The sequence below is a fragment of the Alishewanella sp. SMS8 genome, assembly GCF_030737935.1.
GTDB lineage: Bacteria > Pseudomonadota > Gammaproteobacteria > Enterobacterales > Alteromonadaceae > Alishewanella > Alishewanella maricola.
On record NZ_JAPJEA010000003.1, the window covers coordinates 288,792 to 304,649 of the forward strand.

At 46.9% G+C, this 15,858-nt stretch carries 16 protein-coding genes; 12 read left to right on the plus strand and 4 right to left on the minus strand.

The window, feature by feature from the left end; all coding sequences use genetic code 11:
- Positions 1–15: 15 nt before the first annotated feature.
- Entirely contained in the window at positions 16–768 is a 753-nt protein-coding gene (locus ORJ01_RS11810) for a hypothetical protein (protein WP_306178191.1), read from the minus strand.
- A 132-nt stretch (positions 769–900) separates the two neighbouring features.
- On the opposite strand from ORJ01_RS11810, the gene ORJ01_RS11815 reads away from it, so the two are divergent.
- Both ORJ01_RS11815 and ORJ01_RS11820 read left to right on the plus strand, forming a co-directional pair.
- Positions 901–2,055, plus strand: a complete 1,155-nt coding sequence (locus tag ORJ01_RS11815) for a sensor histidine kinase (protein ID WP_306178192.1) — start codon at positions 901–903, stop codon at positions 2,053–2,055.
- Positions 2,048–2,698 (plus strand): response regulator transcription factor, encoded by a 651-nt coding sequence (locus tag ORJ01_RS11820; RefSeq protein WP_306178193.1) that lies wholly within the window; start codon positions 2,048–2,050, stop codon positions 2,696–2,698. Before ORJ01_RS11815 ends, ORJ01_RS11820 begins: the two co-directional genes overlap by 8 nt.
- A 198-nt stretch (positions 2,699–2,896) precedes the next feature.
- Here the strand turns inward: ORJ01_RS11820 and galE are convergent, their stop codons facing one another.
- A complete protein-coding gene (gene galE / locus ORJ01_RS11825) occupies positions 2,897–3,916 on the minus strand; it encodes a UDP-glucose 4-epimerase GalE (protein ID WP_306178194.1) in 1,020 nt (339 codons plus the stop codon).
- A gap of 33 nt (positions 3,917–3,949) precedes the next feature.
- Positions 3,950–4,249: a YciI family protein gene (locus ORJ01_RS11830; RefSeq protein ID WP_226750194.1), complete on the minus strand. Its 300-nt coding sequence runs from the start codon at positions 4,247–4,249 to the stop codon at positions 3,950–3,952.
- Between the two features lie 177 nt (positions 4,250–4,426).
- Here ORJ01_RS11830 and ORJ01_RS11835 point away from each other — a divergent pair, with 177 nt between their 5' ends.
- On the plus strand, positions 4,427–5,839 hold the full coding sequence (locus ORJ01_RS11835; RefSeq protein WP_226750193.1) for a sodium-dependent transporter: 1,413 nt from the start codon (positions 4,427–4,429) through the stop codon (positions 5,837–5,839).
- A 77-nt stretch (positions 5,840–5,916) separates the two neighbouring features.
- Here the strand turns inward: ORJ01_RS11835 and ORJ01_RS11840 are convergent, their stop codons facing one another.
- Positions 5,917–8,535, minus strand: coding sequence for a flagellar hook-length control protein FliK (locus ORJ01_RS11840; protein WP_306178195.1), 2,619 nt, complete (start codon positions 8,533–8,535; stop codon positions 5,917–5,919).
- A gap of 190 nt (positions 8,536–8,725) precedes the next feature.
- Between ORJ01_RS11840 and ccmA the strand changes: the two genes are divergently transcribed.
- The 9 genes from ccmA to ccmI are packed head-to-tail and all read left to right on the plus strand — an operon-like array spanning position 8,726 to position 15,858.
- A complete protein-coding gene (gene ccmA / locus ORJ01_RS11845) occupies positions 8,726–9,385 on the plus strand; it encodes a cytochrome c biogenesis heme-transporting ATPase CcmA (RefSeq protein ID WP_306178196.1) in 660 nt (219 codons plus the stop codon).
- On the plus strand, positions 9,379–10,044 hold the full coding sequence (gene ccmB / locus ORJ01_RS11850; RefSeq protein ID WP_229584390.1) for a heme exporter protein CcmB: 666 nt from the start codon (positions 9,379–9,381) through the stop codon (positions 10,042–10,044). Before ccmA ends, ccmB begins: the two co-directional genes overlap by 7 nt.
- Position 10,045: 1 nt before the next feature.
- Positions 10,046–10,783, plus strand: coding sequence for a heme ABC transporter permease (locus tag ORJ01_RS11855; protein ID WP_306178197.1), 738 nt, complete (start codon positions 10,046–10,048; stop codon positions 10,781–10,783).
- Positions 10,784–10,796: 13 nt separating this feature from the next.
- The gene (gene ccmD, locus ORJ01_RS11860; RefSeq protein WP_306178198.1) at positions 10,797–11,087 is read left to right on the plus strand and encodes a heme exporter protein CcmD; all 291 of its coding nucleotides are present in this window, start codon (positions 10,797–10,799) and stop codon (positions 11,085–11,087) included.
- Positions 11,087–11,584, plus strand: a complete 498-nt coding sequence (gene ccmE, locus ORJ01_RS11865; protein WP_226750187.1) for a cytochrome c maturation protein CcmE — start codon at positions 11,087–11,089, stop codon at positions 11,582–11,584. Before ccmD ends, ccmE begins: the two co-directional genes overlap by 1 nt.
- Before the next feature lie 3 nt (positions 11,585–11,587).
- Positions 11,588–13,549, plus strand: coding sequence for a heme lyase CcmF/NrfE family subunit (locus ORJ01_RS11870; protein WP_306178199.1), 1,962 nt, complete (start codon positions 11,588–11,590; stop codon positions 13,547–13,549).
- On the plus strand, positions 13,542–14,120 hold the full coding sequence (locus tag ORJ01_RS11875) for a redoxin family protein (protein WP_306178200.1): 579 nt from the start codon (positions 13,542–13,544) through the stop codon (positions 14,118–14,120). The genes ORJ01_RS11870 and ORJ01_RS11875 overlap by 8 nt, the downstream gene beginning before the upstream one ends.
- Positions 14,117–14,638 (plus strand): cytochrome c-type biogenesis protein, encoded by a 522-nt coding sequence (locus ORJ01_RS11880; RefSeq protein ID WP_306178201.1) that lies wholly within the window; start codon positions 14,117–14,119, stop codon positions 14,636–14,638. Before ORJ01_RS11875 ends, ORJ01_RS11880 begins: the two co-directional genes overlap by 4 nt.
- Positions 14,635–15,858, plus strand: coding sequence for a c-type cytochrome biogenesis protein CcmI (gene ccmI / locus ORJ01_RS11885; RefSeq protein WP_306178202.1), 1,224 nt, complete (start codon positions 14,635–14,637; stop codon positions 15,856–15,858). The genes ORJ01_RS11880 and ccmI overlap by 4 nt, the downstream gene beginning before the upstream one ends.

A 15,858-nucleotide genomic window follows, 5' to 3' on the forward strand; every position in this document is an offset into this window, starting at 1 on the left:
TGACCTGCGAATAAGTTATTTTGTTGAAGGGCTAACGCGAAACTTGCGGCTGAAGTGCTTGGTCAATAATGAAATGGCTAAAGTGCCCACTATTGGAGCGATAAGCCAAGTTGCCAATTGCCATTCACGGCTGATTAGCTCCGAGAGTAGCTTACGACCACCGGCAGCGAAAAAAGCGGTATACAAAGCAATACCTGAACCGATCATTGAGCTGAAATGCTCGATAATCCATTGCCGGTTTGCAAGCTCAGCGCGAAAGACATAGCGAACGATCCCAGTACTCGTAAAAACTCCGACCATAGCAAAAATCATAAATAGCCAAGTGCCAGTATTAAAACCATATCCGAGCATAAAAAGGCTGCCAAGCATTAAACTGACTACCGGTAATAGGTAGTGCCATGTGCGTAAAGGTTGCCGCTCGGCTTGAACTTTTAATACCACATAAGCATGACGAACCGTTACCCACGTTAAAACACTTAGCAACAGTAAAAAAGCTGAAAAATGCCGCCTTTCACTGACAAATTTTGCCAGTTTTTCTGCCGGTAATATTGCCCCTTTAAGGTACACCTGCGCCGGGTCGAATAACACCATGAGGCTCATGACAATGCCAGAACCGGCAATAAACACCATCATAAAGTAGTAATAACGCCCAGATAACTTGTGCAGTTTAGTGCCTTTGCCACAGATCACAGGGACCCAAAACAGTACTAAACAAAGTGCGCCTAAGAAAATATGACTGTACAGCAAAATAGTATGAATAAATGACATTGTGATGCTCCCTGTAATAATGTTTACGCAGTGTAGAGCGGATAAGCAATCAATACAGGTGCCAGAAGTCAGCACTTTAAAATATGACTTCTGGCCTATTGCAGTTAAAGCTAGAACAGACATAATAAGTTGATGAAATTACCTTTTCCTCTTGCAACCTTAGCCGGTGTTCTGACCTGGCTGTTGGTTTCTGGCATTACACTGCTTATTTTGCAGCGTTTACCCGGCCCACAACCTTGGCTACCCGTAGTGCTGTTATTACTGCTTTATGGCGGCTGTTTTATTTTTCTAACGCAAGAGTCGAGCTCGTCATTAGCCTTGAAGCAGCGTTATGGGCATTATTTATTGGCCGTGCAGTTAGCCAGTGCGTTCGGTTTATTGTGGGTGCTACCGACTGGGCATTTTGACTATTTAGCAATTTTAACCATTATTTGGGTGTCTTTACTGCCTCATATTATGTCGCAGTATAAAGCCATCTTATTAGCTGCTGTGGTGGTGGTGGTATGGTTTAGTCTGCAAGCGGTGTTTGAACAACGCAGTTTGTGGATCTCGGCCAGTTTGTTTGGCAGCTTTCATTTGTTTGCGATTGTGATGCAAAGCGCGATATTTGCTGAGCAGCAGGCTAAGCTTAAGATTGCCAGCCAGCATCAACAGTTACAGGCTGCCCAGCACTTATTGCTGGCGGCCTCAAGACAAGGCGAGCGTCACCGTATTGCCCGTGACTTACATGATTTGTTAGGTCATCACTTAACGGCACTGACGATACAACTAGAAGTGGCGCGTCATCACAGTGATGGTGAAGCACGTTTACAGGTTGAGAAAAGCTTACAACTGGCAAAGCTATTGTTATCAGATGTGCGTGAAGCCGTAAGCTCAATGCGTGATTATGCAGACTTAAGCCTAGCGCACCTATTAGAGCCGATCTTGGCCGATTTACCCGCGCACTTAAACATTGAGCTGGCGATCCCAGCAGATCTGACTCTACCCAATATCTCTCAAGCACAACATGTCATGATGCTGGTGCAAGAGGCGGTCAGTAATACCCTTAAACACACCAAGGCAACAACGCTTAGCCTTAGCGCAGAAATTATTCATGATAGTGACAAAGCAGAATTACTGCTGTGTATTACCGATAACGGCATGCTTGCTGATAATTGGCAGTTAGGCAATGGTTTAACGGGCATGCAAGAGCGCGTGGCGGAATGTCATGGGCAACTTATCCTGCAAAAAGTTAATGGAGCCTTACAGTTGCAAATTCGTTTACCGCAAGAGGTGATTAATGCTTAACGTGTTGCTGGTTGATGATCAACAGCTGATCCGTGATGGGATCCGCAGCTTGTTAGCCATTTCGGGTAAAGTAAACGTAGTGGGGGAAGCCAGTGATGGTCGGCCAGTGGTGTCGCTGTGTCAAACGTTAAAACCAGAGGTTATCTTACTCGATTTATCTATGCCGTTGATGGATGGCATCGCAACCTTGCAGGCCTTGCAACAAGCCGACATTTCCATCCCTGTATTGGTATTAACCACCTTTGATGAGCATGATTTGGTGCTACAAAGTATTCAAGCCGGCGCACGAGGGTTTTTACTAAAAGATGTGTCATTAGACACTTTAATTAGTGCAATTGAAAACTTAGCGGCCGGTGGCAGTTTTTTTCAGCCTAACATCACTGAGCGGCTACTTAGCCAAGTACGTAAACCTACGCCCACTGCTTTTACTAAACCCCTACCTTTAGAGCCATTAAGTGAAAAAGAGCTACAAATTTTACAATTAATGGCAGCCGGTTACAGTAATAAAGAGATCGCCAATGCACTTTGTAAATCGGAGGGAACGGTAAAGAATCAGTGCTCCACCATCCTAAGTAAACTAGGTGTTCGCGATCGCACCAGAGCGGTATTAATGGCATTAGAACTCGGCTTGATCAGCCCATAAACACACCCAAATGCTACTTTAAGTGGCTCAATCTGTCTCAGTGTTGCTTGACCAGTCTCTGAGTACGGTCAGACCAGTACCGGAGTGTGGTCTAACCAGTCTCTAAGTGCGGTTAGACCAGTACCGGAGTGTGGTCTAACCTGTCCCAGAGTGCGGTTAGACCAGAGACAGGTTAGCGTGATTTAGGAGGGGGAGTTGTTAAGCTTTGTAACCGTTGGGGTTGTTGCTTTGCCAATGCCAGGTGTCGCGCACCATATCTTGCAATGTTTTCTCAGTTTGCCAGTTTAGTAAGCGTTTAGCTTTGCTCGGTTCAGCGTAGCAAACGGCAATATCACCCGCTCTGCGGGCTGCAATTTGATAGGGTACCGGCACCTTATTCACATCGCTAAAGGCTTTAACCATATCTAACACGCTGTAACCCACGCCTGTGCCTAAGTTGATGGCTTCAATACCTTTAAAGCTTTGTAAAAATTCAAGCGCTTTTAAATGACCTTGCGCTAAATCGACCACATGGATGTAATCGCGCACACCGGTGCCATCGGCGGTTGGGTAGTCATCGCCAAACACACTTAGCTGCTGGCGTTTACCCACCGCCACTTGTGAAATAAATGGCATCAGATTATTCGGGATACCGTTCGGATCTTCGCCAATTTGCCCACTGCTATCCGCACCCACAGGGTTGAAATAGCGCAATACGGCAATTGACCAGTCGTCATCCGCGCGTTGTAAGTCTTCTAAAATATACTCGATCATCAATTTGCTTTGACCATACGGATTGGTCGCTGAACGCGCTGAGGTTTCTTTGATCGGCACTTCTTTAGCATCGCCATACACGGTCGCCGACGAGCTAAAGACCAGTTTCTTCACGTTAAAATGTTGCATGACCCGGCATAAGGTCACTGTACCGGCAACATTGTTATCGTAGTAGTGCAGCGGCAGCTCAGTGGATTCGCCTACTGCTTTTAAACCGGCAAAATGCACCACCGCAGAAATAGTGTATTGGCTAAAAACAGCGGTTAACGCAGCTTGATCGCGAATGTCGCCATTAATACTGATCAGGCTTTTACCTGAAAGCTGTTCAACGCGTTTTAACGCTTCATCTGAGCTATTGCTAAAATTATCAAAGCTAATCACCTGATAACCCGCACGCAGTAAACACAATGCCGTGTGGCTGCCGATATAACCAGCACCACCCGTTAACAGAATATATGACGACATGCTGTCATTCCTTTGAGAGAAGTTGATCGAAAATTAAGGTAATACTTTCTTATACGGTTTCACTGTGGCTTGTTGATACACACCCGCAGCCCAATAAGGATCTGCCTTGGCCCAAGCTTCGGCGTCAGTTAAAGAGGGAAACTCAGCAATCACTAAAGAACCGGTAAAACCAGCAGCCCCCGGGTTGTCTGAATCGATGGCCGGCAGCGGGCCTGCCATCACTAAACGTCCTTCAGATTTTAACTGTTCTAAGCGTGCTAAATGGTCTGGACGGGCTGCTAACCGTTTTTCTAGACTATTTACCGCATCTTCTGCATAAATCATATATAACATGATAAAACTCGGCTGTTAATAAACTGCTTGCACCTTAGCAGATCTGCTTTTTAAAGCCAATTAGCAGTACGCGCTTTGCTGCTCGGACTAGGATTTGCTTCAACAGACTGTTAGCATGCAACTGACTGTAAAAAACAACAACTATAACTACAACATTTATCCAGGAGTCACGCATCAATGAAACGTGAACAATTTAGCTCCAGCCTAGGTTTTATTCTGGCTGCAGCAGGCTCAGCTGTCGGTATTGGTAACCTCGTCGCTTTCCCTGTGATGGCCAGTAAAAACGGCGGCGCAGCTTTCCTCGTTATGTACGCTTTTTTCGTGTTCTTTATTTGTTTACCGGTGATGCTGGCCGAAATGAGTTTAGGTCGTCATACAAGGCAAAACCCGCTTGGCGCTTACACCGAGATTGGCCAAAACCGCGCTTGGCGCACCGTAGGCTGGTTATCGGTGATCACGCCTTTTATGATTGGCGTGTTCTATTTGGTGATTACCGTCTGGATCGCCGGCTACTTGGGTAAAGCCGTTTTTGGGCAGCTAGACCAATTAGCCGATCCTGCAGGGTTTGGTAATTTTATTACCAGCAACGAGTTATTTGGTTATCTCGCCTTTGTTGTAGTATTAACCTTCTTAATTTTGCAAGGCGGGGTGAAAAAGGGCATTGAAAAAGCCACCACCGTGCTGATGCCAACACTGTTTGTTATGCTCATTGCGTTGGTGATTTACGTACTTACTTTAGAAAACGCTATGCTGGGTGTGAAATTCTTTCTGATCCCTGATTTTACCAAGTTAACCGGCGAAGTTCTCAATGGCGCACTGGCGCAAGCCTTTTTCTCGCTGTCTTTAGCCATGGGTATTTTGATTACGTACGGCTCATACATTCAAAAACATGACAATATCGTCTCAGCCGGTAAAACGGTGGCGGGTTTATCGTTAATGGTGGCCTGTTGTTCGGGTTTATTAATATTGCCTGCGGTGTTTTCGTTTAACCCTGAAATTGAAATTTCGGAACTGTCGACCTCCAGTATTGGCATGATCTTTATGTTCTTACCGAAAATCTTTTTAGCGCTACAGGCCGATATTGGTTATTTTGGCGCGTCTTTTGTTGCCGCGTTTTTCTTTTTATTAGTGTTTTTCGCTGCAATGACTTCACTGGTCTCGATTATTGAAGTGCCAGTGGCCAGTGTTATGGATGGCAAAGGGATCAGTCGTCGCAAAGCCTTGTATCTTTTAGGCAGTGTGATGGTAGCGTTAGCTATCGTTTCCGCTTTATCGTTTGGTCGTGTTGATTGGCTGAGCAATATGCTAAGTTACGGCGGTGCCAATAAGTCATTCTTTGATCTGATTTACGATATGTTTTACGAAACCATCCTGCCATTAAACGGCTTATTACTGTGTCTTTTTGTGATTTACCGCTGGAAAAAACAGAATTTAGATGCTGAAATTAGTGATGGCAATCAGCGCTTTGCCGGCTCATTTTTACAAAAATACGTGAATTTCTCACTGGGTACTTTTATTCCATTAATTTTAGCTATTATTTTTATCAACACTGTCTCTACCATTTACTTTGGTAAAAACTTGTTGTTTTAAGTAAGCGACAACCTTGGTGGCCAGTGTGATAACGCGCTGGCCACGCCGCAAATGTGTTACTTTTTTAAACTTGCCGCTTAAACCTGTGTCGAAATTAAACTGGTGCGTTTACTGCCCAGCGTATCGGGGATTTTCCCTAACTGACATTCCGCTTTACTCACGGTTAATCCTTGCGCACTGCAGCGCTCCGTTAAGATCGGTAAAAACTTTTGCGCTTGCTGTAATGCTTGCGGTTGATCGGTATAAAACTGTAATTGCACATCGTCATCTTGCAACTTGGCCACGGCTAATAATTGGCCTTTATCGGCTAAATCAAATTTCATGGTTAACTGCCAAAAGCGCTGTTTTTGTTCGCTGTCTTTTTGCTCGCGTTCTTTTTGTTCTAACAAAATTTGGCTAATTCGGCTTTCTTGTTGTTGCTGCAAGGCTAACGGGATCAGCCATTGCTGCACATTTGCTGGCACTTCAGCGTTTTGTAGTTGTGCCAATTGCAAAGCACTACTGTGGCTGCCGAGTGCTCGTAGTAAGTTAGAGGCTTGCGCCGGTTCAAGCTGCCCGATATTTTGCGCTAAACGCTGCGCCGTTGGCTCACGTAATGGTCCCGAGGGTTGCTTTAACAAGTGCCCTAATAATAATTGAATGGCCACAGCCAAGGTGCCGGCCGAGGTGGTCATGTTAGGTTGGCTTTGTAAAGGTTGAAAGTTTAACGCTGCTTGCAGTTGTTCTTGTACTTGAGGCGGTGTTAATACCTTAGAGCCATCCGGCTGAGCTTGGCGTAGTAGGTTCAACACTTGCTGAACCTCGGCAGGTAAGTCTGGCAGGCTGCTTAAGGTGGCTGGCGCACTTTGTAATAAAGGTAATAATTGCCGCCAGTGTGTATTGCTGACATCGGTTGGCTGTAACTTTGTTACGGTGGGGGCTGCAGGGGCAGGCTGCGCACCCAACGGCAGAGGTTTGGCAAACTGCTGACTGGCGAGCTGAATTTTGTGTTCACTGACAAGCGGCTGCACGCTTAATTGCCAGGAGGTGGCAGCGTTGTTAGCCGTATTAGCCCCTGCCGTTGCTTGGAGCTGTTGCTGCGCTAAATTAGCATTAACGGTTTTATTGTTATTAGCGGGTGGCAATAATATCAGCGATAAATGTTTGGCAATACTGTTACTTGTGGCTGAACGGGCGTTTAACGGCTGCGCAAGCGGCTCGCCCGCTAACTGGGTGATGGTTTCACCGCGCAACACGCTTTGTTGCAAGGCGGCTAATTGTTTGGGATTTTGCAGTAATTGTGCTTGTTTCGCTGTTAGCTGAATGTTCTCTGGTAAGCCGCTTAATACCTTGATATGAATTTCTATTGTGCCGGGTTTGGTTTCTTTAAAACTTAACTGTAAGGGCAAATCGCTTGGAATGGCAGAGAGTTGTTTGGCTGCCAGCGTCAGTGGCAATTGCAGCAAGCCTTGTGCTGTTTGCACAATAAATTGAGCATTTTGGCCAGTTAACTGTAATTTAGCAAAATAGGGTTGCCCTGCTTGCAGTTTTGGCGTGCTTTCGCTGTTTTGGCCAAACTGGCTGAGGATCTTATCAACAATCGCGGTTTTCATCGGTTCCTCTGGTAACGGGGTATTGAGCTTTCCGCCGGCAGACATTTTCGCGCTGGGCTGGCTTAATTGCGTTTGGGCTGTTGCCGTTGCTGCCAAGTGTGTTGCCGTACTTTTTTGTGATGCATCATCAGGTTTGTTCTGGGGTTGCGTGCTGCCCAAGGTTAATTGGCTACCATCAGACAAGCTAAGTTGCAGTGGCCGGTTCAGTGCACTGCCTGGCAGTTGAAATTGGCCTAAATCTTTTAACGGTTGTATGAGTAACACCCAACTCGCTCGCTCAGTGGCATGGTTGGGTGTGGCTTGAGTAACCAAAGGTTGTAGCAACAGCTTTAGCTGCTGGCGCTCAGGCGGGCTAAGGTTGAGTACTTGGTTATTCAGTTGCAACAGCGGGCTTGCCGTTTGTAATTGTTGAAACACAGAAATTTGTACGGCAGGTTGCTGCAAAGCGAGCTGTAGCTGGGGGCTTAGCGTTTGAAATACCGCTGCGTTTTGCAGGTTAGCCATCGCCGCTCTCTGGCTTGGCATATTGGCTGTTAGTGTGTTAGCCGCTTGGTTGTTGTTATTTGTCGAAAGGTTATAGCTACTGCTGTTTTGCAAAGCGCTTTGCGCCGATGAAGCGTTACTGATACTGGGTAACTTGACCAACTGTAATGTAGCTAATTGCGCGGCGAGGTGCGGGTTAACCCCTTGGCCAGCCAAATGATTAAGCGGTTTGCCACTGGCTAATTGTGCACTCAATTGGTTTAGCTGCTCAGGTTGCAGTAACAAATTGGCTTGTGCGGCTGTTAATTGCTGTGCTTGCGGGTTACCGTGCCACTGCATCACGCGTACGTTCAATTTGTCGGCCGTTGTCGCATTAAAACTCAGTTGCAGCGGCACATTCAGCGGTAACGGTGGTAGGGCAGATAAAGCAAGCCGTTGTAAGCCTTGTTGGCTTTGCAGTAATAATTGCTGCGTCACATTGGGGATGTTATTGGTATGGCTTGAGACCACCATTGCCGGATACGGCACGGCGCTGCCAAGTTTAATCACACCACTGTTCACTGTCGTTTGTGGGTTTAAGCTGGTGTTTGTGTTTAGCTGGCCAAAATTAAAGGGTAACATCACGCTCTCAAGGTTCTGTTGGTTAAAGCCGCTTTTGTTAACAGTGATTATTGAACTGTAAGCGGCACTTGCCGACAAGTTGTGCAAATAGCTGATTTGAATCAAGCTTACGAAGCGGTTCTGATTCGTATTCTGGCGGCATTATGCTACTATGCGCCCAATTTTGTTGGTCGTCGATAGTTAGAGGACTGTGAATATAGCACAACCCACCTTTGCTGTTACTGCCCCCATTTTGCTCGATGCTGCTGATTTAAGCTGCGTAAAGCAAGATCGCGTGCTGTTTGAGCATCTGTCGTTACACTTAAAACCGGGCGAACTTTTGCAGATCAAAGGCAAAAATGGCGCCGGTAAAAGCTCATTGCTGCGAATTCTAGCTGGCTTGGCGCAACCCGATGAAGGCCAACTGCAGTATTTAGCTCAACCCTTACCTGCCGCGTTAAGCGATTACGCCGCCAACTTATGTTTTATCGGCCATCAAAGCGGTATTCATGAGCAATTAACGGCGATTGAAAATTTACAATTTTGGCAAGCGGCTAGCGATCTGCATATTCAAGACGAATTTACGTTACTGGCAGAATTAGGTTTAGCCGGTTTAGAAGATATTCCTTGTCGCATGCTGTCTGCCGGCCAACAGCGTCGGGTATCCTTAGCCCGGCTTTGGGCTACCTCTGCGCAAATTTGGATCCTCGACGAACCTTTTACGGCATTAGATCAATCCGCGATTGTCAGTTTACAACAACATTTTATTGCGCATTTACAGCGCGGCGGCGCGATAATCTTAACGACCCATCAACCACTCAGTATTGAATATCATGCCTTGCGCGCGTTAGAGATCCATTATCGATGGTAAAATTTAGCATTTTTTTACAGCGCGAATTACGTTTACTGGCTCGGCAAAAAGCGGATTGGCTGAATCCTGTGTTGTTTTTTATTATCGTGCTAACTCTGTTTCCATTAGGGGTTGGCCCAGAGCCGAATATGCTGCGTATAATGGCACCAGGGATAGTTTGGATTGCCGCGCTATTAAGCGTGTTATTAGCGGCCGAGCGACTGTTTAAAGACGACTATCGCAATGGGGTGATCGAGCAATTAGTGGCGGCGCAGCAGGCATTAATGCCGTTTGTGCTGGCGAAAATTACCGCGAATTGGTTAAGTACCGGTTTGCCGTTATTACTGTTATCACCGCTAGTGGCTTTGTTGCTGAATATGCAAGGGGCCGCCCTAGAAGCGATGGCGCTAACGTTATTACTGGGCACTCCTGTGCTGAGCTTACTCAGCGTGTTAGGGGCAGGTATCACGGTCTCTGCGGATAAAGGTGGGATCTTACTGGCATTGGTTATTCTGCCTTTATATATTCCGCTATTAATTTTTGCGAGTGCCGCCATTGAAGCGGCCAGTATTGGTTTAGGTTTTACTGGGCAGATTGCCATCTTATTGGCAATGTTTTTGTTCTCGCTGGCGTTGGTGCCTATGGCCGTGTGCAGCGCTTTAAAGATAAATGTGAGCTGATATGTTTAAGTGGTTAGATCCGTTAGCAAAACCAGAAACGCTATATCATTTTTGTGGCAAGTTAACGCCGTGGTTAATGAGTAGTGCCTTGTTTACCTTGTTGTTGGGTAATATTTGGGGCTTAGGCTTTACCCCCACTGATTATCAGCAAGGAGACAGTTATCGCATCATTCATATTCATGTGCCGTCGGCCATTATGTCGATGGGTGCTTATATGGCGATGGCCATCGCAGCCTTTACTGCCTTGGTGTGGCAAATTAAAACGGCCCAGTGGGCAGTATTAGCCATAGCGCCGATTGGTGCGGTGTACACGGCCATTGCTTTGCTAACCGGTATGGCCTGGGGTAAACCCATGTGGGGCGCGTGGTGGGTATGGGATGCCCGTTTAACCTCTGAGCTTATTCTGTTGTTTTTATATTTTGGCGTAATGGCGCTTCATGGGGCTTTTTCAGAGCGGCAAACCGGCGCTAAAGTGGCCAGTTTATTGGCGGTTGTTGGTGTGATTAACTTACCCATCATCCATTTTTCGGTAGAGTGGTGGAACACCCTGCATCAAGGTGCGACCATCACTAAGTTTGCTAAACCGTCCATCGATCCCAGCATGCTCTGGCCTTTGTTAATCAGTTTATTGGCGTTTAGTTTGTTATTAGCGGCGTTAACCTGCGTGCGTTTACGTACAGCGATCCTCGAAAATGAGCAGCATCGGCCTTGGGTTAAACAGTTAGTTAGCAAAGCATAAGCGAGGAGATAGCATGTTATTGAGCAGTTTATTGAACACGTTTTGGCAACTGAGTAGCGAATTGCCGGTGCAACTTTTTGGTGTTTTTCCGTTCTACTTTGCTAGCTTCAGTGATTTTTTAGCGATGGCCAGTAACGGCATTAGTTACAGTTTTTTTGTTTGGTTATCTTTCGGCTTAACGTATTTGTTGTTGATGGGCTTGCTGTGGTGGAGTTATTTCCAGCAACGTCAATTTAAGCAGCACCTCGCCGCAAAAATGGCCAGAGAGCAACGAATCAAGCAGTATCAGGAGCAGCAAAGCTAATGCAACCAAGACGAAAGAAACGCCTGTTATCCATGTTGTTGGTAATCAGTTTGATTGCTGGTGCCGTGGGGGCGATGCTATTTGCCTTACAGCAAAACATTAACTTGTTCTATACCCCAGGTCAGCTTATTCAGGGCCTTGGTGAAGGGAAAATTAAACCCGATGTCGGCCAACGGCTGCGTTTAGGTGGCATGGTGGTGCCCGGCACAGTGCAACGTGACGCTGAAAGTTTAAAAGTGCGTTTTGATTTAACCGACGATTCAGGTGAAATCGCCACGGTTGAGTTTGAAGGCATTTTGCCGGACTTATTTCGTGAAGGCCAAGGTATCGTTGCGCAAGGTGAGTTGCGCAGTGCCACGGTGTTAGCCGCTACCGAAGTGCTAGCCAAACACGATGAAGAATATATGCCTCCAGAGGTGGCCGAAGCGCTAAAAGGCATTCGCCATGTGCCTCCCAGCCAACAGCCCGCGGCTAGCAACGCGAATTACGGAGGCTAGTCGATGATTGCAGAATACGGTCAGCTGGCGCTGACCTTTGCCTTTGCGCTGTCATTATTATTGGCTTTAGTGCCTTTAGCGGGCAGCTTTACCGCCAATGAACGTGCTTTATTACTAGCCAAACCCTTATCAGTGGGTATGTTTGTATTTACTTTACTGGCGTTTATGGCGCTAGCCTGGTCTTTTTATCACGATGATTTTACCGTAATTAATGTGGCCACCAACTCAAGTTCTATTTTACCGTGGTACTACAAGTTAACCGCAGTATGGGGCTCACATGAAGGCTCGATGTTGTTATGGGTTATGATGTTAGCCGGTTGGACAGCCTTAGTGGCGCAATATTCAAAAGCATTACCCTTACTAATGCAAGGGCGAATTTTAGGCATTATGGGGCTGATAAACATCGGTTTTATTGCTTTTTCTTTATTTATGTCAAATCCGTTTGAACGCAGCTTACCGTTTTACCCCGTGCAAGGCAGTGACTTAAACCCATTACTGCAAGACTTCGGCATGATTATCCATCCGCCGTTGTTGTATCTGGGTTATGTCGGTTTTGCGGTGTCGTTTGCCTTTGCGATAGCCGCGTTAATTGGCGGTAAATTTGACAGTACTTGGGCGCGCTGGGCCAGACCTTGGACTTTAGCGGCCTGGATGTTCCTGACCCTGGGCATAATGCTGGGTAGTTGGTGGGCTTATAACGAGCTAGGTTGGGGCGGCTGGTGGTTTTGGGATCCGGTAGAAAATGCGTCGTTAATGCCTTGGTTGGTGGGTACGGCTTTAATCCATAGCTTAGCGGTTACCGAGAAGCGCGGCACCTTTAAATCCTGGACGGTATTATTGGCGCTCGGTGCCTTTTCTCTGAGTTTATTAGGTGCCTTTTTAGTGCGCTCTGGTGTGTTGGTATCGGTACACTCGTTTGCATCGGATCCTGATCGCGGTATTTTCTTATTGATTTTCCTGCTAATCGTTATCGGTGGCTCATTGTTACTTTACGCCAGCCGCATGAACTCGGTGCGCAGTCAGGCGCGTTATCAGCTTTTTTCGCGCGAAGTGATGCTGTGGAGCAACAACGTGTTCTTACTAACCGCTACCTTAGTAGTATTGTTAGGTACCTTATTTCCATTGGTACACAAAGAGTTAGGCTTAGGCTCTATTTCGATAGGTGAGCCGTTCTTTAATCAGATGTTTTATTACCTGACCATCCCGTTTGCCCTGTTACTCGGTTTAGGGCCTTGGGTACGCTGGAAGCAACAAAAAGCCGCGCCCTTGCTCAAGCCCATGTCGTTACTGGCCATCGCTACGCTGATTGTCGCTTTGGGTACCTTAAGTTTACTGCAAAGTGTCGTCGCAAACTTGGCGTTGTTAGGCTTATTGTTAGGTGCTTGGGTAGGCTTATCGGCGCTGAGCGAAATTTATCAGCGATTAGATCAGTTCGGTTCAGTAAAAGCCGGATTAAGTAAATTGCAGGCGTCGCATTATGGTATGACGATGGCGCATATCGGTTTTGCCGTGCTGGTAATTGGTGTGGCCATGACCAAAACCTACAGTGTCGAACGTGATGTGCGCATGGCCATCGGTGATAAGGTGGTGTTAGCCGATTATGAATTTGAGCTACAAGACGTTTATAAACTAAACGGCCCTAATTACGGCGGTGAAGCCGCAGAAATTGATGTAAGACGCACGGATGGCCGCTATGTAACGCATCTGCATGCTGAAAAGCGCGAATACAATATTCAACGGATGATGATGACAGAAGCCGCGGTGCATGCGCGCTTAAGCCGTGATCTGTATGTGTCATTAGGTGAAGCCTTACCGGGCGATGCGTGGGCTATCCGTGTGTATGTAAAACCTTTTGTCAGATGGATTTGGCTCGGCGGCTTGTTAATGTCGTTAGGTGCGTTAATCGCTTTGCTTGATAAGCGTTATCGCAGGCAAGTGCCAGTGCGGGAGACGGCGGATGCGTAAGGCGTTATTTTATATTCCTTTAGCGTTATTTTTAGGCTTGTCGCTGTTTTTACTCAGTGGCTTGTTTTCTGATCCGCGTGAGCGTGACTCGGCTATTATCGACCGGCCGCTGCCGAGTTTCTCGTTACCTGATTTACAGGATCCGAATAAAACTTGGACACCGGACGCACTAAAAGGCGAAACTTTTTTGCTGAATGTGTGGGGAGTTTGGTGCCCCACTTGTAATGCTGAGCTCAGTTACATGACGCAGCTACGTAATGAGCAGGGCATTCGGATTATCGGTCTTTACTACGTGTTACCTGAAGATCCGATGTTTGGCCAAGTCTTCGATTTGCCAACCTTACAGCAAGAGGTTGCCACTAAGCTGCAACAAAATGGCGATCCCTACCAATTTAACATTCTTGATCAACAGCGGCGTTTATCGCTGGATTTAGGGGTCAGTGGCGCGCCTGAGCACTTTATCGTGGATGCCAACGGCATTGTAAGGGCGCATCATATTGGTGATATTAATCCGCAAGTTTGGCGCAGCAAACTCGCGCCGATTTACCAGCAATGGGCGGCCAAACCATGAAGCCATTTTTTACCTTTCTTTGCAGCATCCTTCTGACCGTAGGCTTAAGCAGTGCTGCCAGTGCAGCAGAGAGCCAAGAGTTATTGTCTTTTGAAAGTGAGCAGCAACGGCAACTTTATTTAAAACTGACGGCTGAACTGCGTTGTCCGCAATGCCAAAATCAAAATATCGCCGACTCGAATGCCGTGGTGGCCGTAGATATGCGTGATAAAACCTACGAGTTGGTGCAACAAGGCTTAAGCCGTCAGCAAGTGTTAGATTTTATGATCGATCGTTACGGTGACTTTGTGCACTATCAGCCGCCGGTCAATCGCTACACCATTTGGTTGTGGCTAGCCCCGGTGCTGGTGTTGTTATCATTGTTGCTGTTTCAACTTAAACGCCAAGCTGGTCAGACCGCACTCCGGTACAGGTCAGAGCAGTTGTTAGATGACGCTGCTACCGACTCTGCCGAAAAAGCAAAGTTAAACCAGCAGCTTGAGCAAATTATCGACAGTTATCGGAGTAAAAAATCATGATGTGGCAACTTGCCGCCGGTGCACTCGCCATGTTGGTGTTAAGTACCCTTTTTATTATCTGGCCGCGCAAAGCCGATGCAAAGAATAATCAAACTCCGGCGCAACTTTTTGAAGAGCGCATGCAATTATTGGCGTTAGCACGCGATGCCGGTGAATTGGCTGAGCAAGATTTTGATACCGCCGCCAATGAGTTAAAGCAGCAGTTTTTAGAACAAGAACAGCAAGCCATTCGTTATAAGCAACCCAAACAGCAGCGAGTATTACACCTCAGTTTAGTACTGGTGACGGCGTTAATTGTGGCGGTGGTTTACAGCCAAAATGGCCATTATCGGCAATTATCCGATTGGGAGTATGCCCAGCAAAACTTAGCCAGCTATGGTCAACGCGCATTACTAGGCGAGGGTGAGCCCTTAAACGAGCAAGATATGCAGCTGTTTTCTTTGGCACTGCGCACAAAACTGGCCAATGAAGGTGATGATGCGGTAGCTTGGATGTTATTAGGCCGGGTTTGGATGACCTTGGGGATGCTAGAAGAAGCGATTGAGTCTTTTGAGCGCGCTTTAAAGCTAATGCCAGAGCGCACCCCGTTGTTAATTAGCTACAGCCAAGCCTTGATTATGCTGGGCGGTGATATGAACTTAGCCAAAGCCGGCCAAAGTGTTGCGCGAGTGTTAATGCAAGAGCCTGAAAATATTGATGCGATTTCATTAATGGCGTTAATTGCTTATGAGCGTGGCGATAATGCCGAAGCGATAGCCGCTTGGCAATTATTGGCATCGCGCTTAGCACCTGATGATCCACGTTTAGAGGTAGTGAATGCACGTTTAGCCGAATTAAATGCCCCTGCAACGGTCGGCACTGCCGAGCAAAACGCAGCCTTTGTTCGTGAAGTAAAGGTTCAGGTTAGTGTTGGCGCAGAGTTAGCCGCCGCTCATCCTGGTGCTTCATTGTTCGTGTTTGCTCGTGCGGCAGAAGGCCCGGCTATTCCATTAGCTGCGAAGCGCTTGCCACTAGTTGCTGGTGTAACCGAAATCAGCTTATCTGCAGCCGATGCAATGCAAGCGGGCTGGAATATCGAGCAAACTAATCTTATTCAAGTTGTTGCCCGTATGGCTGTTTCAGGAACAGTTGAGCGCTCTGCGCAAGATGTAGAAGTGGTGTCAGCGGTGCTAAGTTTTGAGCAACCGGTAGTATCCGTACAATTAACTTTGGAACAGTAA